Annotated in this window: 16 protein-coding genes; 10 read left to right on the top strand and 6 right to left on the bottom strand. The window is 53.2% G+C overall.

Going from position 1 to position 17,189, the window contains the following annotated elements:
• Positions 1–4: 4 nt before the first annotated feature.
• The gene (locus G8S19_RS12260) at positions 5–817 is read left to right on the top strand and encodes a MetQ/NlpA family ABC transporter substrate-binding protein (protein WP_048211834.1); all 813 of its coding nucleotides are present in this window, start codon (positions 5–7) and stop codon (positions 815–817) included.
• A gap of 94 nt (positions 818–911) precedes the next feature.
• Here the strand turns inward: G8S19_RS12260 and ttrA are convergent, their stop codons facing one another.
• Genes ttrA through ttrB form a run of 3 tightly spaced genes read right to left on the bottom strand, consistent with a single transcriptional unit; the run spans position 912 to position 5,730 of the window.
• Positions 912–3,977 carry a tetrathionate reductase subunit TtrA gene (gene ttrA, locus G8S19_RS12255; RefSeq protein WP_253685239.1) on the bottom strand — a complete coding sequence of 1,022 codons (3,066 nt, stop codon included), beginning with the start codon at positions 3,975–3,977 and terminating at the stop codon, positions 912–914.
• The gene (gene ttrC / locus G8S19_RS12250) at positions 3,970–4,995 is read right to left on the bottom strand and encodes a tetrathionate reductase subunit TtrC (protein WP_124021728.1); all 1,026 of its coding nucleotides are present in this window, start codon (positions 4,993–4,995) and stop codon (positions 3,970–3,972) included. The genes ttrA and ttrC overlap by 8 nt, the downstream gene beginning before the upstream one ends.
• Entirely contained in the window at positions 4,996–5,730 is a 735-nt protein-coding gene (gene ttrB, locus G8S19_RS12245) for a tetrathionate reductase subunit TtrB (RefSeq protein WP_005122827.1), read from the bottom strand.
• A gap of 227 nt (positions 5,731–5,957) precedes the next feature.
• Between ttrB and ttrS the strand changes: the two genes are divergently transcribed.
• The 9 genes from ttrS (at position 5,958) to ydhT (ending at position 14,909) form a co-directional block, all read left to right on the top strand.
• Complete coding sequence (gene ttrS, locus G8S19_RS12240) at positions 5,958–7,691, top strand: tetrathionate respiration histidine kinase TtrS (RefSeq protein ID WP_253686628.1); 1,734 nt, start codon at positions 5,958–5,960, stop codon at positions 7,689–7,691.
• A complete protein-coding gene (gene ttrR / locus G8S19_RS12235; RefSeq protein ID WP_061067811.1) occupies positions 7,666–8,250 on the top strand; it encodes a tetrathionate respiration response regulator TtrR in 585 nt (194 codons plus the stop codon). The genes ttrS and ttrR overlap by 26 nt, the downstream gene beginning before the upstream one ends.
• Positions 8,251–8,342: 92 nt before the next feature.
• On the top strand, positions 8,343–8,552 hold the full coding sequence (gene fumD, locus G8S19_RS12230) for a fumarate hydratase FumD (protein WP_040233753.1): 210 nt from the start codon (positions 8,343–8,345) through the stop codon (positions 8,550–8,552).
• A 498-nt stretch (positions 8,553–9,050) separates the two neighbouring features.
• Complete coding sequence (locus G8S19_RS12225; RefSeq protein WP_048211828.1) at positions 9,051–9,677, top strand: ferredoxin-like protein; 627 nt, start codon at positions 9,051–9,053, stop codon at positions 9,675–9,677.
• 120 nt (positions 9,678–9,797) lie between these two features.
• Positions 9,798–11,900: an aldehyde ferredoxin oxidoreductase gene (locus G8S19_RS12220; RefSeq protein WP_048211827.1), complete on the top strand. Its 2,103-nt coding sequence runs from the start codon at positions 9,798–9,800 to the stop codon at positions 11,898–11,900.
• A gap of 9 nt (positions 11,901–11,909) precedes the next feature.
• The gene (locus G8S19_RS12215) at positions 11,910–12,578 is read left to right on the top strand and encodes a YdhW family putative oxidoreductase system protein (protein ID WP_199969194.1); all 669 of its coding nucleotides are present in this window, start codon (positions 11,910–11,912) and stop codon (positions 12,576–12,578) included.
• A gap of 64 nt (positions 12,579–12,642) precedes the next feature.
• Positions 12,643–13,311 carry a 4Fe-4S dicluster domain-containing protein gene (locus tag G8S19_RS12210; protein WP_048211825.1) on the top strand — a complete coding sequence of 223 codons (669 nt, stop codon included), beginning with the start codon at positions 12,643–12,645 and terminating at the stop codon, positions 13,309–13,311.
• Complete coding sequence (gene phsC, locus G8S19_RS12205) at positions 13,308–14,093, top strand: thiosulfate reductase cytochrome B subunit (RefSeq protein WP_061067813.1); 786 nt, start codon at positions 13,308–13,310, stop codon at positions 14,091–14,093. The genes G8S19_RS12210 and phsC overlap by 4 nt, the downstream gene beginning before the upstream one ends.
• Positions 14,094–14,096: 3 nt before the next feature.
• Positions 14,097–14,909, top strand: a complete 813-nt coding sequence (gene ydhT, locus G8S19_RS12200) for a protein YdhT (RefSeq protein ID WP_061067814.1) — start codon at positions 14,097–14,099, stop codon at positions 14,907–14,909.
• 9 nt (positions 14,910–14,918) lie between these two features.
• On the opposite strand, the gene G8S19_RS12195 is transcribed toward ydhT, so the two are convergent.
• Genes G8S19_RS12195 through G8S19_RS12185 form a run of 3 tightly spaced genes read right to left on the bottom strand, consistent with a single transcriptional unit; the run spans position 14,919 to position 17,189 of the window.
• Positions 14,919–15,596, bottom strand: a complete 678-nt coding sequence (locus G8S19_RS12195; RefSeq protein WP_101741682.1) for an ABC transporter permease subunit — start codon at positions 15,594–15,596, stop codon at positions 14,919–14,921.
• Positions 15,586–16,371, bottom strand: coding sequence for an amino acid ABC transporter permease (locus tag G8S19_RS12190; RefSeq protein WP_040233756.1), 786 nt, complete (start codon positions 16,369–16,371; stop codon positions 15,586–15,588). Before G8S19_RS12190 ends, G8S19_RS12195 begins: the two co-directional genes overlap by 11 nt.
• Entirely contained in the window at positions 16,371–17,189 is an 819-nt protein-coding gene (locus G8S19_RS12185) for an amino acid ABC transporter ATP-binding protein (RefSeq protein WP_199969193.1), read from the bottom strand. Before G8S19_RS12185 ends, G8S19_RS12190 begins: the two co-directional genes overlap by 1 nt.

The following is a 17,189-nucleotide window of genomic DNA, read 5'->3' as shown; positions in this document are numbered from 1 at the left end:
CATCATGAAAAAATCACTGACATTACTCGCAGCTGCAACCTTAAGCGCCCTGAGCTTTGCCTCGTGGGCAGATACGCTGACCGTTGGCGCGTCCAACGTGCCGCATGCAGAGATCCTCGAGCAGGCTAAGCCTATACTGGCGAAGCAAGGGATAGACCTGGAGATTAAACCATTCCAGGACTACATTCTGCCGAACACCGCGCTGGCGGGTCGTGAGATTGACGCTAACTACTTCCAGCATATCCCGTACCTGAATAGCGTGATTAAAGATCATGCTGGCGACAAATCCTATGATTTCGTCAGCGCAGGGGCGATTCATATTGAGCCGATTGGTATCTATTCGAAAAAGGTGAAGTCACTGAAGGATCTGCCGGAAGGTGGCAAGGTGATCATGCGTGATGCGGTATCTGAAGAAGGTCGTATTCTGTCGATTTTTGAAAAAGAGGGTGTGATCAAGCTGAAGCCGGGTGTGGATAAAGTGACGGCGCGCATTAGCGACATCGTAGAGAACCCGAAAAAGTTGAAGTTCTTACCTAACGTGGAAGCGGCGCTGTTACCGCAGATGTATAACAATGAAGAAGGGGATGCGGTGGTGATTAACGCCAACTACGCAATCGACGCCGGACTGGATCCAGTGAAAGATCCGATTGCCGTAGAAAGCGGTGAAAACAACCCGTATGCCAATATCATTACCGTGCATCGCGGTGACGAGAAGAAAAAGGATATCGTGGCGCTGGTTGATGTGCTGCACTCCAAAGAGATCCAGGACTGGATCCGTACCAAATATAAAGGCGCGGTGATCCCGGTTAATAACTGATAGTCAAAATGCCGAGTGGCGATTTTGCATTACCCGGCCTACAACGTCATGTAGGCCGGATAAAACGCATTAGCGTTGCCATCCGGCGCTAAAGTTAAATACGCTCAATTCTCGCTGGCAACCCCTGACGCACAGCGGCTCCTGAAACCCAATCCAGCCAGGTGTTGGCCACCTTTCGTGTCGGATCCGCAAAGCCCAGATCGTTGATATTGATTCCCGACTTTATCTTTTTATCAAACGGCATCGGCTCACCGTCGAGCGTATGCTGCGCAGCGCCCATTTCTTTATGTCCATAGCCATGCTCAATTGCGATTACCCCAGGCATCACGCCCTGCAGTAAGCTGATTTGCGCTTCAACCTGCCCGCCCGGCGTGGTGATGCGAACGGTATCGCCGTGAGATAAACCATAGCGCTTGCCGTCCTGCGGGTTAAGCGCCACCAGATTAACCGGCTTCAGATGATGCAGGCGCGGGATCACCGCTGTGGCGCTGGACATGGTATTCGATTTAAAGGAAATCAGTTTCAACGGCCACTCTTGTTCCGGGAACAACTCCTCAACCGCACGTCCATCAGAGAGGCGCGAAGGATACCACGCCGGACAGCCGCTGTAGCGCTCGCCGGTAATCGCATGACGGTGTGCAGCGACATCCGCATTCCATATTTGCAGCGGTTTTTCCCACGCATTGCCGACGCGGTTATCGACCCGACCACTGTTATCTGGCGCAAAACGGCCACCGCGCGAATAGATAAACGCCACGCGACTCACCTCATCGGTTTTTAACGTTTGGGTCATCACCGGCAAGATTCGTTGCACCCCGGTCAGCGCGATATCCTCTTCCTGTGCCTCCGCCACAGGCGTTTTGCCCATAAAAGCAATGTTGGCGGCCAGCCGCAGATAATAATCTTCGGCGCGGTTGAGCGGATACTGATTGCCCTGCGGGTCGGCAATGGCATTGTCACCAAAGCCGGGGAGACCAATGCGTTTTGCCACCGCGATGCAGAAAGCCTCCATTGAGACTGGTTGACCGTCAGCGGTCTGGCGGGTAGCGGGCCTGACCACGGGCCAGCGGGCGGTGGTGGCTTTACTGGCGACACCGGCCCATGGGGCGCTGAATCCCCAGCTTTCAAAGTTATGCGTGTCCGGTACGATGTAATCCGCCAGCGCGGTTGTTTCGTTCATGAACGCATCAATCGCGATAAACAGCGGCAAACGTGCAGGATCTTTTAGCTTTTCTTCTGCCACACCGCGTAAGCCCGCAATCCCATAAAACGGGTTGGTCATGTTGGAGATCCAGGCCTTTAGCGGATACGGATAACCTTCCAGTGCTGAAACCAGCAATTCGGTAAGCTGGCCTGCGACAAACGGATACCAGGGCGCTTTGGCCGGGAAGGGCGATTGCCCGGCGGCGACTTTGTTGCGGTACTCTTCGGAAGACTCATAGGCTGTCTTGCTGCGGGCGATGCTCAGACCTTTAGGTTTCACCTTCCCGGCAAAACTGTCCATATTGTAGCGCGGGCCGTCAGTTGCGCCGTTGAACTTACCGCCGCCGACGAACACGCCGCCTTCGAGGCTCAGGTTCCCGATCAACGCATTGAGCATCATTACCGACCAGGCATTATAAAAACCGTTACCCGCCATCATCCCACCGTGCGTGATCACTGCTGCTTTTCGTCCGTGACGGGTGAAAGCATCGGCCAGCGCGCCAATGTCTGCCTCAGAAACACCACACTGCTGGCTGTATTGCGCCATTGACAGTTTCTCAGCGGATTCTTTCAGACACTGGAAGCCACTTTTTACCGTGACCGTTTGCCCCCCGGCCAGCGTGACTTCACGGGAGATGAACAGTTGGGCACGTTGGCAACTGCTGGCGGCGACGATCTCTCCGGCTTCGTTAATGACTGTTGGTTCGTTGGCGGCGTCTGCGCGTAAATGCGCCAGCGTTAAATGCTGACCGGCGAGCGTTGGAATTTCATCGGTAATGACCAGATGGGTGGCGTTGGTCCAGCTTTTTTCCCCGGCCTGCTTCATGGCCTGTACGTCTGGAATAGCCAGGTAATCAGCGTTATAGCGCTGCTTTTCAATTATCCAGCGGATCATCCCCATCGCCAGAGCGGAGTCCGTCCCTGGGCGTACGGGCTGCCAGTGCCCACGATCGTCGGCAAGCACTGTCGTTAGCGGTAGGGCTGGTGCAACCACAACATAGCGGAAGTCATCACGTAAACGGGCACTGGCGAGTTGCCGTGCCTGGCGTTTAAACGGGTTGCCGGATTGTGCTGGAGACGTCCCCATAAACAACGCAAATTCGACATTATCCCAGTCGGGTTTTACGTGGGTATTTTTATCCAGATCGCCCATCAACGCGCCAGATCCGGCACGATAGGCCAGACCACAGTATGCGCCATGGGCACCGAAGTTTTTGCTGCCGAAACTGTTCAGGGCAAAGCGACGCAAAAAAGTATCACGTCCTTCATCACTGGTATTGGTGACCAGTAGCTGATTGGATTTTGGGCCGAAACCGGGGTGTCGGGCATCAATCGGCGTATCGGGATCGTGGATCGCCCGCAGACCGTCAACGTGGCCTTCGCCAAACAGATCGCCGCCTTCCACCACTTCTTTGATCAGTTGCTCAAAGCTGATGCGCTGCCATTTGCCTTCCCCACGTTTACCTACGCGTTTCATTGGCTCCAGAATACGCAGTGGGCTGTACAGGCCTTCAAGTAACGTTGCACCGCGAGCGCAAGCGGTGGAGCGGGCATCAAGGCCGGTTTCGCCCGCCAGTTGTTCCATCGCGGCGGCAAAGGGAACAGAGGAGTCAATGTGGTGTTCGTGAGATAGCGGATGGTACGGGTTGCCCGCAATACGCAACACTTTGCCTTGTTCGTTATCAACACGGACACGCACGCCACATTGCGTCCAGCAGCCGAAACACTGTGTCATGGAGATCACCTGTTGCGGGTTCTGTTGCCAGCGCGTTTGGGCATGTGCTTCGGGGATGAGTGCATTACCAAAGATACGGTCACGGGTTATTTTTCCTGATGTTCCGTCAAGCAAACCATCAATCGCACGCTTTGCCACGTCCCGATAACTCAGGCCGAAGGTCACCATGCCCCCGACGGCTAGACCAACTTTAAGCCACTGACGACGAGTTAAATTAGCCATGTTGCATTCTCCTTGCGATCGCGTTCAGGGCTTCACGAACCATAATGATCAGTGCGACCCACAGGCCAAAAGTGCCAAGAATAGCCAGCCAGCCATCTGTGCCACCGGGCAGGGTATAGGGATTAAACTGGGCGTTAAATTTCGGTACGGTCTGTACCTGAATGAGTAATGTCCAGCGCATTAGCCAGCACAATGCCATTGCACTTATTGCCAGCGAAATACGTAATGGCAGTGATAACGGATGGCGTAACACCAGGGCGCAAACGCCCAGTGAGGTAACCCAAAGTGCAATCCAGCCGATGGCGTAATGTCGCGCGGAAGCCGCCACATCCAGCCACTGGCGAATTGCTGACCCCGATAGCGTGTTGCCACTAGCCCATATCACCACCACGATAGCCAGCGCGCACAGCGTGGCTATCTGTCCCCATGCCAGTTTGCGCGGTAATGTTGTCCCTGCGTTTTTCACCGTGGCGATAAGCAGGGCAAGGAACGTTTGCAGGGCACTGAGGAACATCGCTACCGGGAAGGCGTAGCTGAACCAGATCGGACGCGCCTCGACAATCGAGACCTCGCGACCTGTATAGACCAACAGTCCAATCGCCGATAGCGCACTTCCCACGGCCAACCATTTAGTGACGCTGTAACTTTTTGCGGTTAATCGCTTAACCTGTTGTGCGATAAACCACAGCCCTAAAAACCCGGTGAATAGCGGTAAAAACAGCGCGCCCCACGGCATCCACGACCATGGCGTCGGAAAGGCGTAGAAATGCCAGACACGAGCGGTCTGGTGTAAATCAGCGGTCAGCGCCAGCGGCGCGGTAATCGCGCAGGTCAGGGCGATTAACAGCGTCAGGTTTTCCAGTTCCGGCGTCTCTTGTTTGCGCCAGTGAAGCGCACAGGCAAACAGTGCGGCGCAGGCGGCAATGCCGATAAAAAAGAAATATTGCACAGCCCAGGGTAACCAGCTTACGTCCTGTGGATGCGTCAGAACCTCTTCGATAATCAAGGTAGGGTTCATTTAAACCTCCTGCCAGAGCGCGGGCTGGGCACGCCCCATTAATGGTGTCACAAAGGCCTCATCCAGGCCCAGATAGAACACGTGCGGCGAGGTGCCACTTTCCGGTTTCAGGACCTTGATGGCGTCATGATGTTGTTGCAGCATTTGAGAAATCCGGCTGTGTGGATCCTTGATATCACCGATGATGCGCGCGCCGCCAACACACGACTCTACGCAGGCCGGGAGCAGGCCCGCTTCCAGTCGATGAACGCAAAAAGTGCATTTATCGGCGGTTTGCGTTTCATGGTTGATAAACCGTGCATCGTATGGGCAGGCCTGCACACAGTAGGCGCAGCCAACACAGCGTGTGTTGTCGACAACCACAATGCCATCTTCGCGCTGGAAGGTGGCCTGCACCGGACACACCGGCACGCAAGGGGGGTTATCACAATGGTTGCACAGGCGCGGCAGCAGGACGTTGGTGACGCTTTGCTGGCCTTCAAGTTGCACCTGATATTGATTAACGTTGGTACGAAACTCACCTTGCGGCGTCTGGTTTTCAATCGCGCAACTCACGGTGCAGGCCTGGCAGCCGATACATCGACGCAGATCGACCAGCATGCCGTAGCGATGCTGGGGCGATCCTTCATGCCGTTCAGGCGAAAAGGGAAACTGGGCCTGTGCGAGGGGAACCAGTGATGCGCCAGCGGTCAGGACGCCCAGTTGCTGGAGAAACTGCCGTTTACTGCTGTCCATATTTTCTCCCGTCACGATGCAACAACGAAACATTGGTCACGCCGTTGATTTGCGTGTGATGAATAAAGAATCTCAATGATTTACAGTGTAAAAATCGTGGCGGGGGCAGCTCTATTGTGGTTAACCACATACCCGGCTTGTTGTTGATCTAAAACAACATAATTGACAGGGATAATTCAGTGGGATGTAACGTCGTTCGATGTCTGACGCTATTGGCCTCCGTGTGGATGCTCGGCAGCGTGGCGTGGGCAGGTTCGTGGAATGTGGGTGTTTTGGCGATGCGTGGAGAGGTCTCTACACGTGCCCACTGGCAACCGCTGGAAACCCTGTTAAATCAGCAAATTCCGGGTGAACAGTTTCATATTCAACCGCTGGATCTGCAGCAGATGCAGGAGGCGGTTAACCGTGGAACCGTCCAGTTTGTGGTCACCAATCCGGCGCAATTCGTGCAGTTAAACAGCCATGCAGCGCTTCGCTGGCTGGCATCATTACGCTCCACTCGTGGCGGAAAGGCAACCAGCAACGTGATTGGCAGTGCGGTCCTCGTCAGGCGCGACAGTGGGATTGTGAATGCACATGATCTGATTGGTAAAACGGTAGGTGCCATTGATGCTCAGGCATTTGGCGGTTATTTGCTGGGATACAAAGCGCTCAGCGATGCGGGATTGCGCCCTGAACGTGATTTACATCTGACGTTTACCGGCTTTCCTGCCGATGCCTTGCTGTATTTATTACGTGAAAAAGCGGTTCAGGCGGTGATTGTGCCCGTGTGTCTGCTGGAAAAAATGGATGAAGAAGGGCTAATCCGCAAAGCGGACTTTAGGGCCGTGATTAGCTATCCAACGTCAATTCCTTGCGTAACCAGCACGCCGCTCTATCCTGACTGGTCGTTTGCTGCCTTGCCCGCGGTCAGTGATGAACTGGCCGATCGTGTCACGCGGGTACTGTTTAACTCGCCACAAAACGCTGTCTTTCGTTGGGGCGCGCCGGCCTCAACCCGCGAAGTAGAAGCTTTGCTGCGCGATGTCCGCCAGCACCCACAGCAGCGCCAATTGTGGCTGGATGTCAAAAGCTGGTTTATTCAACATCGTCTGGCCATGGGGGCGGCGGGTATCGTCCTGTTGTTGCTGACGCTCAATTACATCTGGGTCATGCTGCTGGTCCGCCGACGTGGAAGACTGCTTGAGCGTAATAATGTGCTGTTGCGTAAACAGGAACAGGCGCTGGAAACCGCGCGTCAAATGAGCGTGCTGGGCGAGATGACGTCCGGATTCGCTCATGAACTTAACCAGCCGCTTTCGGCTATCCGCCACTATGCACAGGGCTGTCTGATTCGTCTGCGCGGCCAGGATCTGCAGCATCCGTTGTTACCCGCCCTTGAACAGATTGACGAGCAGGCGCAGCGGGGCGCCGATACGCTACGCAATTTACGTCAGTGGGTCAGTCAGGCGCAGGGAAATCCGGTGATGACTGACGACTGGGAGCCCATTAACATTCATGATGCGATCCATCATGTCTGGCAGTTATTACGCATGGCACAGCAATTCCCGACGGTAGCGTTACAAACGCAGGTCGATAATTCGCTCACGGTTACACTGCCGACCGTTTTGCTGGAGCAGGTTCTGGCTAATCTGGTACTAAACGCGGCCCAGGCGGGGGCAAAAACGGTGTGGTTCTCAGCGTGCAGTGAGGAGCATGGTGTGCGTATCCTGGTGCAGGATAACGCCGGAGGGATCGACGATGCGCAGTTATATCAGGCATTCCAGCCCTTTATGACCACCCGCAAGGAAGGGATGGGACTCGGGCTGGCCATTTGTCAGCGACTGGTTCGCTATGCAAATGGCGACATTAGCATCAAAAATCACCCAGCGTCTGACGGTCTGGCGGGCGTAGCGGTGACATTACATTTTAAGCAAACACAGGAAGGAGGGCGTCGTGGCAATAATTCATCTGTTGGATGACGATGTAGCGGTTACTCAGGCCTGTGCATTTTTACTGGAAAGTATGGGGTATGAGGTACGCTGCTGGGAGCAGGGTGAAACATTTTTGGCTCAGGCCGATCTGCATCAGGTCGGCGTATTACTGCTGGATATGCGCATGCCGGTACTGGATGGACATGCCGTGCATGAAGCAATGCGTCAGCGCGAGAGCACCCTGGCGGTGGTATTTCTTACCGGGCATGGTGATGTGCCCATGGCGGTTGAACAAATGAAGCGCGGAGCCGTCGATTTCTTACAGAAGCCGGTTTCAGCCGCGCCGCTACAGGCTGCGCTGGAAAATGCTGTGCAGGCCTCGGTAGCGGCTTTTTCGCGACAGGAAATCGTTGCTTGCTATCAGCAACTTACCCCGAAGGAGCGAGAACTGGCGAATCTGGTTGCAAAGGGGTTGATAAATCGGGAAATCGCCGATGCCATGAATATTGCCGTTCGCACGGTTGAAGTGCATCGGGCGCGGGTGATGGAAAAAATGCGGGCCGGAAGCCTCGCCGAGCTGGTAAATCGACTTCAGCGGATCCAGTAAAATTTTGACATTTATTTGATTTTCATTGGATTTTGTCTAATTTGCCAGAGTGATATATGCTGTGGGTTTGAGTTAATGACGAGCGGGTGAATATGGGAAATCAGACCAAAGACGACGAGCTGTACCGCGAGATGTGCAGAGTAGTCGGTAAAGTAGTGCTGGAAATGCGCGATCTGGGGCAAGAGCCTAAGCATATCGTCATTGCTGGCGTACTGAGAACAACCCTCGCCAATCAGCGTGTGAAGCGCAGTGAGTTAGAAAAACAGGCCATGGAGACGGTGATTAAAGCGTTGGCCGGTTAATCCATAAAAGAGGGCGGTAGAATTATTCTGCCGTCCTCTTATTTTATTCTTCGTTATCTTCCAATAAATATAATTTAGTTCGGTCACTAAAATTACGCACTGCGCTATATATTTAATTATATATCGAGTGGTATGTAACACAATATTTGTGATTGCACTCCCAAATATTTTCATGCATATGAAATGTTATTTCAATCTCGCTTAATGATAATAAATATCACTCCACATTAATTATTTTCCTTCCGATTTTTAATTGATAACGATCAAGGTTACAGGGGGGGAATAACCACATTATTTATCTGCCTAACCCTAAAGGATTATACCCGAGTTTAGGGTATGGATTGATTCAGTTTAACCACCGTCATCTGTGCGATCAGGTTAGGGCAAAAATTCACGTGTTGTTGGCAACATTTATGGCCGATTTGACCTGATCTGCATTCATTAAAATTAGCCTGGATCTGTTGCTACTACAGCGTTTGCGAAGAGGATGCGAAATAAATGAACCAGGTTGATCGTCCATTTTTAGATTGTGGTTTAACGCGGCTTGAGTTTCTGCGTATATCAGGGAAGGGTCTGGCAGGATTAACGATTGCCCCCGCTCTGCTATCCCTTTTTGGTTGCAAGCAGGAAGATATCGATAGCGGCACCGTCGGACTTATCAATACGCCGAAAGGGGTGCTGGTGACTCAACGAGCCCGCTGTACCGGCTGCCACCGCTGTGAAATTTCCTGTACTAATTATAACGATGGCGCTGTTGGCACCTTCTTTTCCCGCATCAAAATTCATCGTAACTACTTCTTTGGCGATGATGGCGTTGGGTCCGGTGGCGGGTTGTACGGCGATTTAAACTACACCGCAGACACCTGCCGTCAGTGTAAAGATCCCCAGTGCATGAAAGTTTGCCCGATTGGCGCAATTACCTGGAAACAGGAAGACGGTTGCATTGCCGTAGATCATAAACGCTGTATTGGCTGCAGTGCCTGTACCACGGCCTGCCCATGGATGATGGCGACCGTTAATACCGTAACGAAGAAATCCTCAAAATGTGTTTTATGCGGGGAATGCGCTAATGCTTGTCCGACAGGGGCATTAAAAATTATTGAGTGGAAAGATATTACTGTTTGATGGATAGCAGGGCTGCCTGATACGCGTCATTTAATGCCGGAAAATTGCAGTTTTTGAATAAAAGAACTGCCTGAAAGGTGGCGAGTATATCTATCGGACCTTCTTGCAAAGGAAAACATGATGGCTAATGGTTGGACAGGTAATATTTTACGGGTCAATCTCACCACGGGTAATATCACCGTTGAAGATTCCAGTAAATTTAAGAAATTTGTCGGTGGGATGGGCTTTGGCTATAAAATTATGTACGACGAAGTCCAGCCAGGCACCAAACCTTTTGATGAAGGAAATAAGCTGGTTTTCGCGACCGGGCCGCTAACCGGTTCGGGCGCGCCCTGCAGTTCTCGCGTTAATATCACCTCATTATCGACATTTACCAAAGGCAATTTAGTGGTCGATGCCCATATGGGCGGTTTCTTTGCCGCACAAATGAAATTCGCGGGTTACGACGCCATTATTATCGAAGGGAAATCACCTTCTCCGGTCTGGATCAACATCAAAGACGATAAGGTCAGCATCGAAAAAGCGGACTTCATATGGGGTAAGGGTACGCGCGCAACCACTGAAGAAATTTGCCGTATCACCAGCCCGGAAACGTGCGTTGCAGCCATTGGTCAGGCGGGTGAAAACCTTGTTCCGCTTTCCTGCATGATTAATAGCCGTAACCACAGCGGCGGAGCCGGCACTGGCGCAGTCATGGGGTCGAAAAACCTGAAGGCCATTGCGGTAGAAGGGACCCAGGGGGTCAATATTGCCGATCGCAAAGAGATGAAGCGGCTTAATGACTACATGATGACCGAGCTAATCGGCGCCAACAACAACCATGTTGTGCCGAGCACGCCGCAGGCCTGGGCTGAATACTCTTCACCTAATTCGCGCTGGACGGCTCGCAAAGGGTTGTTCTGGGGCGCTGCGGAAGGAGGGCCAATCGAAACGGGGGAAATTCCACCGGGAAACCAGAATACGGTCGGTTTTCGTACCCATAAATCCGTGTTTGATCTCGGCCCGGCCGCTGAGAAGTATACCGTCAAAATGAGTGGCTGCCATTCATGTCCAATTCGCTGTATGTCGCAACTCAATGTTCCCCGTGTGAAAGATTTTGGTGTGCCGAGTACCGGCGGGAATACCTGCGTGGCGAACTTTGTACATACCACTATTTTCCCGAATGGGCCGAAAGATTTCGACGATAAAGACGATGGGCGCGTCGTAGGAAACCTGGTTGGCCTGAACCTGTTTGACGATTATGGCATCTGGTGTAACTACGGGCAGTTGCACCGTGACTTTACTTACTGCTACTCCAAAGGCGTCTTTAAGCGAGTGTTACCTGCGGCAGAGTATGCAGAGATCCGTTGGGATCAACTGGAAGCAGGCGATCCGAACTTTATCAAAGATTTCTACTATCGACTGGCGCATCGCGTGGGTGAACTCAGCCACCTGGCAGATGGTTCCTACGCGATTGCAGAACGCTGGAATCTGGGCGAAGAGTACTGGGGTTACGCGAAGAACAAACTATGGTCGCCGTTTGGTTTCCCTGTTCACCATGCGAACGAAGCCTCGGCGCAGGTGGGGGCGATCACCAACTGTATGTTCAACCGCGACTGTATGACGCATACCCATATCAACTTTATCGGCTCCGGTTTACCGCTGGCGCTACAGCGTGAAGTAGCGGGCGAACTGTTTGGTTCACAGGATGCCTACGATGAAACCAAAAACTATACCCCGATTAATGCCGCCAAAATCAAATACGCCAAATGGACGCTGCTGAAAGTCTGTCTGCACAATGCGGTTACGCTGTGTAACTGGGTCTGGCCAATGACGGTTTCGCCACTGAAGAGTCGAAACTATCGTGGAGACCTCGATCTGGAAGCGAAATTCTTCCAGGCCGTAACGGGGGATGAAACAACTCAGGCGAGTCTGGATTTGGCCGCGGAGCGCATTTTTACCCTGCACCGTGCTTATACAGTCAAGTTGATGCAAACCATGGATATGCGTAATGAGCACGACCTGATCTGCTCCTGGGTGTTTGATAAAGATCCGAAGATCCCAGTCTTTACCGAAGGGACCGACAAGATGGACCGGGAAGATATGCGTCAGTCGCTTACGATGTTCTATCAGGAAATGGGCTGGGACCCGGCGTTGGGCTGCCCAACTCGCGACACCCTTCACCGCCTCGGCCTTGAGGATGTGGCTGCCGACCTGGCTGCACACAATCTGTTGCCGGCGTAAGGAACGCAGATGACGTACGTGAGTAACGACCTGGCCGCTGCAGAGGATGTGCATGGTGATGACGTGGATAGCCAAAAGAGACAGTGGCTGCACGCGTTACACCAGCCTGTCGCACACCAGAGTTCGTCATTAATTCAGGAACCCACCAGTCCGGGGTCGATAGTGGCGGATTTTATCCGCCAGCATTCTGCTTCAGGTCAACTGGTGGCACGCAGCGTGTTTCTGTTGCCACCTTATTCGGTTCCTGAAAGTGACCTGGCTACCCTGCTGGACGCGATGTGTCAGCATGCATCCGACGCAGATATTCTCTGTATCCAGGGGTCAGAGGATACCTACTTCTACTCGACGCAAACCATGACGGCAAACTACGCCGAGATGTGTGTGCAGGTGGTGGAAAATGATATCTGCCGTGCCATTGCAGAAGCGGTACGTTTTGACTGCCAAACGTATCCTCGCCCCTATAAGGTCGCCATGCTGGCGCAACCGCCATACCACTTTGCACCTGAGCAGGTTACGGCGGCGCTCACGGCAATGGAAACGCATCCTGATTATGCAGACATACGTGCTGTGGAATCGTCGAATGCGGAACCTTATCTGTTTAGCGAGCGCTTTATGAGTTACGGCAAAGCGTATGGCCTGTGCGAATGGCTTGAGGTTGAGCAGTATCAGAACCCCTGAATTTTTCAGGTTGATGTCATGGAACGTGTGGACGATCACTGTCACAGTATTAGAGGATAACCCGATGTCCTTCACCCGACGAAAATTTGTCATTGGCATGGGGACGGTGATTTTTTTCACCGGCCCAGGCCAAAACCTGTTAGCGAGTACGAAGAGTACTAAAAACGTTCGTTATGTCATGATCCACGACGAATCATTGTGCAACGGATGTAATATTTGCGCCCGAGCGTGCAGGAAAACGAATCATGTTCCTGTTCAGGGGAGTCGTTTATCAATAGCCCATATCCCGGTAACGGATAACGATAACGAAACGCTGTATCACTATTTTCGTCAGTCCTGTCAGCATTGTGACGATGCCCCCTGCATTGAGGTGTGTCCGACCGGTGCTTCCTGGCGAGATGAAAACGGGATTGTGCGAGTCGATACCTCCCGTTGTATCGGCTGCAGTTACTGCATTGGCGCATGTCCGTATCAGGTACGCTATCTCAACCCACAAACCAAAGTGGCGGATAAATGCGACTTCTGCGCCGAATCACGTCTGGCGAAAGGTTTCCCGCCAATTTGCGTCAATTCTTGTCCAGAACACGCGTTGATTTTTGGCCGTGAGGACAGCCCGGAAATTCAGACCTGGTTGCGGGAAAACAAGTACTACGAATATCAACTTGCAGGCGCCGGGAAGCCCCATCTGTATCGTCGGTTCGGTCAACATTTGATTAAAAAGGATAATGTATGAACGCGTCGCAGAATGCCGAACAGTTTCACGCACAGCTTGCGCAGTACGTCCCAATGTTTTCGCCGGATTACTGGCCTGTCTGGTTGGTTTTCGCCGGGTTAATGCTGGTGGGGATGTGGCTGGTGCTGGCACTCCACGCAATGTTGCGCTTTCGTTCAGCGAATAAAGCGTCTGCAGGACACGGAGAGAAGGTCTATTTATACTCGAAAGCTGTCCGTTTGTGGCACTGGTCGAATGCGCTGTTATTTCTGTTGCTGCTGGCCAGCGGCCTGCTAAATCATTTCACTGCGGTCAGTGCCCCAGTGATGAAAAGCCTGCTGACTGTGCATGAGGTATGTGGCTTTTTGCTGCTTGCCTGCTGGATTGGTTTTGTCCTGATTAACCTGATTGGGGGGAACGGGCATCACTATATTATTCAGCGTCAGGGCTGGATCGGCCGGGCGCAGAGGCAGACGCGATTTTACCTGTTTGGCATTATGCAGGGCGAAGCGCATCCATTCCCGGCATCAACGCGTTCGAAATTCAATCCGTTACAGCAGGCGGCGTATGTCGGAGTGATGTACGGTTTGCTGCCGCTACTGCTGATCTCCGGGTTGCTATCCCTGTACCCACAGGCTGTGGGCGATCTGTTCCCTGGCGTACGTTACTGGTTGCTGCAGGCGCACTTTGCGCTGGCTGTCGTGAGCGTGTTTTTCATTTTTGGACATCTTTATCTCTGCACCACAGGACGCACACCGGGCGAAACCTTTAAGTGCATGGTGGATGGCTATCACCGGCATTAAGAGATGATGATTACGCGTGGTGACTTACGGGCCTGGCGCGTCGGGCCCGTGATGTATCGCTGGTTTCTGCGTGCGTTTCCTGAAGGAGGCAGCTATGCGGAGGTGCACCGTGCACTCCAGCAGGAAGGGTATAGTGACTGGGCAGATAGCCTCGTGGAATACGGCTGGTCAAGATGGCAGGATGAAGAGAATTTTGTCCAGCAGGATATCTGTGCGATGGGCCGTGTTGTCTGTCCGCAGACGGCAGACGACAACGGTAAACAATTGGCGAGCGCGGCTGATGGCGACAGTCTCGGTAGCGCGGGCGATAACATTAAAATCGTCAGCGCCGGATACGCCGCGCAGATTGCCAGTGCAGGTTACAGCGCACGTATTGGCTGCGTGGGTTATAACGCTCATGTTGCCAGCTCCGGTGAGCGTGGCCGTATTGCCATCGCGGGAAACTCCACACGAGTCAGTAGTGTGGGCGGCGGTACACGAATGGCCAGCACGGGTATGCGGGTGCGCATCAGTTCGCTGGGTGACAGAAGTCGTATCGCCAGCAGCGGTGATTTAACCCAGATAGCCAGTTTTGGCGCAGAGTCGAAAATCGCCAACTGCGCGGACAACGTGCAGATCATGGCCAACGGAGAAAACACTGTTATTGCCAGTACTGGCGTGGTCGATTCAATAATTCTCGGCCCCGGCGGATGCGCGGCTCTTGCCTATCACGACGGTAAGAGAATGCGCTTTGCGGTGGCTATTGAGGGTGAAAATAACATTCGCGCAGGGGTGAAGTATCGGCTCAACGAAGACCATCAATTTGTGGCATGTTGAGCCGTGTTGCTATTTCAACGCGAACCGACGCTGAGTGATCTTCTCCAGGCTAAAGCACAGCAGGTAATAGACCAGTCCGGTAAAGACAAAAATAGCCGCCGGGTAAATTTGTACCCGGTTGTTAACCTGACCCGCAACCGTCGTGAGTTCAGGTACGTTGACGATAAATGCCAGCGACGTGTCCTTGAGTAGCCCGATAAAAATCCCCGTTAGCGAGGGCAGTACGTTGCGCAGAACCTGTGGCAACAGAATTAACCCGAGCGCCTGGAGCGGACGAAACCCCTGAACGATGGCCGCATCATACTGACCGCCTGGCAGCGCAGTGATACCTGCGTACACAGAATGCATCACCGAGGCGGCGGTAAACCAGGCCAATGCCAGCGTGACGGTTATGGCTCCCGGTAAATCACTGCCTGTGAGCATGGGCAACAGATACCACATCCAGAAAATCACGAAGATTAACGGAATACCACGAATAAACTCTGCCCAGATAAACAGCCCCTTACGTATCGCCCCAGGAAAACGCCAGGCACAGCAGGCGAGTGCGATCCCAGCGGGAAGCGCCAGTGCCGCTGCGCCAATCGCCATCAACAGCGTGAGCAGAACGCCCCCCGGTTGCCCCTCTGTGACCCGCCCCCACAGGAGGTAGTCCAGATTGTCGGTAATAACCGAAATATTAGCGATCATGCAGTAGGCTCCTGAAACGGAATATGCGTGTTTTACGTGCCAACGGTTTACCTGCTGCAGACACAGGACCAAGACGGGTTAACAACATCCCCAGTACAATGCCGGTCAGCAGGTAGAGTGCCGTGCCGACGGCAAAGGCTTCCAACGCATGGGCGTTATAGCTTTCAATTTGCCGTACCTGGTATGTCAGTTCTGCAAAGCCAATGCCGCTGGCCAATGAAGACAGCTTCATCAGATTAAGATATTGCCCCACGATCGGCTGCCAGGCATTTGCCAGCCCCTGAGGGAGCAGGATGTGACGAAACGTCGCCCATGACGAAAACCCCTGTGCTATGGCTGCCTCGCGCTGCCCGCCAGACACAGCCTGTAAACCGGAGGCGACCTCTTCGACCAGAAAGGCCGAGGTAAAGACACCCAGCCCCCATGCGGAGCAGAGAAACTCCGGCGTTAACCACCAGACATCCCCCGGCAGAATGGACCAGGAGTGTTCCGCATTAATGAAGGTAATCACGTCGCGAGGAAGGAGATTCCATGCAGCGAAGTACCAGAACATCAGTTGGACGAGTAAAGGAGTATTGCGAAAAACAGAGACCCACACGCTGACCATGGTGGTCGCAAAGCGCTGTCCTGTCAGGCGCAGGCTGAGCAGAAAGATGGCAAACACCGTGGCGAGTACCACGCCGGCTAGCGTGACCCAAAGTGTGGTCAGAAAACCGGAGATTATCCATTGCAGAGGTTGCCCGCTCAGCACCCCCTGCCAGTCCATTGCATGCATTATAACGATGACTCCTGGTGTAACGGGTCGAGCACTTTTTTCAGAAAACGTTGGGTCCTGGGGTGCTGAGGGCGAGTGAAAAACGCCTCAGGAGGTGCGACTTCGAGAATATCGCCGCCATCAATAAACACCACACGATCGGCAATCTCCCTGGCGAAATGCATTTCATGGGTCACGACAATCATGGTAATACCGCTATGAGCCAGACGCTTCATGACCTGCAACACTTCGCCAATCATTTCTGGATCCAGCGCGGAGGTGGGTTCATCAAACAGGATGATTTGCGGCGAGGAGGCCAGCGCGCGGGCGATAGCAACACGTTGTTGCTGCCCGCCGGAAAGTTGGGCGGCATACGCATCGGCTTTCTCAGCTAATCCTACCTGTTCCAGCAGTTCAAGTGCCCGTTGCTCAGCATCCGTTTTTTTCCAACCGTGAACATATTCCAGCGCCAACGTGATGTTCTGCTGTGCCGTCAGGTGGGTGTAGAGATTGAATTGCTGGAACACGAAACCAATCCGGCTGCGAAGCTGACGCAATGTGGGGCCGCGCAGCTGACCGATTGGTTTGCCATCAATAAAGATATCGCCGCCGCTCAGTGACTCCAGTTGGTTTATCAGGCGAATAAGCGTCGACTTTCCTGAGCCAGAAGGCCCGAGAATGGTGACGACTTCGCCCGGTTCAACCGACAGGCTGACGCCGTTAAGCACGGTATGATTGTCATAGTGTTTTATGACATTACGCAGTTCAACACGCGCCTGGCGCAGATGCGTAAAATCCGCAGCCGAAGCTGCGGGACGATGAAAAAGGCCTGAGAGCAT

The organism is Citrobacter sp. SX206 (genome assembly GCF_024181025.1).
Taxonomy (GTDB): Bacteria; Pseudomonadota; Gammaproteobacteria; order Enterobacterales; family Enterobacteriaceae; genus Citrobacter; species Citrobacter youngae.
This window is presented reverse-complemented; position numbering and strand designations above follow the sequence as displayed.

Bases quoted from the DNA above. Each gene is read 5' to 3' on its own strand.
- G8S19_RS12260 (WP_048211834.1), top strand. From the start codon at position 5: ATGAAAAAATCACTGACATTACTCGCAGCTGCAACCTTAAGCGCCCTG.
- ttrA (WP_253685239.1), bottom strand. From the start codon at position 3,977: ATGGCTAATTTAACTCGTCGTCAGTGGCTTAAAGTTGGTCTAGCCGTC.
- ttrC (WP_124021728.1), bottom strand. From the start codon at position 4,995: ATGAACCCTACCTTGATTATCGAAGAGGTTCTGACGCATCCACAGGAC.
- ttrB (WP_005122827.1), bottom strand. From the start codon at position 5,730: ATGGACAGCAGTAAACGGCAGTTTCTCCAGCAACTGGGCGTCCTGACC.
- ttrS (WP_253686628.1), top strand. From the start codon at position 5,958: ATGCTCGGCAGCGTGGCGTGGGCAGGTTCGTGGAATGTGGGTGTTTTG.
- fumD (WP_040233753.1), top strand. From the start codon at position 8,343: ATGGGAAATCAGACCAAAGACGACGAGCTGTACCGCGAGATGTGCAGA.
- G8S19_RS12225 (WP_048211828.1), top strand. From the start codon at position 9,051: ATGAACCAGGTTGATCGTCCATTTTTAGATTGTGGTTTAACGCGGCTT.
- G8S19_RS12220 (WP_048211827.1), top strand. From the start codon at position 9,798: ATGGCTAATGGTTGGACAGGTAATATTTTACGGGTCAATCTCACCACG.
- G8S19_RS12215 (WP_199969194.1), top strand. From the start codon at position 11,910: ATGACGTACGTGAGTAACGACCTGGCCGCTGCAGAGGATGTGCATGGT.
- G8S19_RS12210 (WP_048211825.1), top strand. From the start codon at position 12,643: ATGTCCTTCACCCGACGAAAATTTGTCATTGGCATGGGGACGGTGATT.
- phsC (WP_061067813.1), top strand. From the start codon at position 13,308: ATGAACGCGTCGCAGAATGCCGAACAGTTTCACGCACAGCTTGCGCAG.
- ydhT (WP_061067814.1), top strand. From the start codon at position 14,097: ATGATGATTACGCGTGGTGACTTACGGGCCTGGCGCGTCGGGCCCGTG.
- G8S19_RS12195 (WP_101741682.1), bottom strand. From the start codon at position 15,596: ATGATCGCTAATATTTCGGTTATTACCGACAATCTGGACTACCTCCTG.
- G8S19_RS12190 (WP_040233756.1), bottom strand. From the start codon at position 16,371: ATGCATGCAATGGACTGGCAGGGGGTGCTGAGCGGGCAACCTCTGCAA.
- G8S19_RS12185 (WP_199969193.1), bottom strand. From the start codon at position 17,189: ATGCTCTCAGGCCTTTTTCATCGTCCCGCAGCTTCGGCTGCGGATTTT.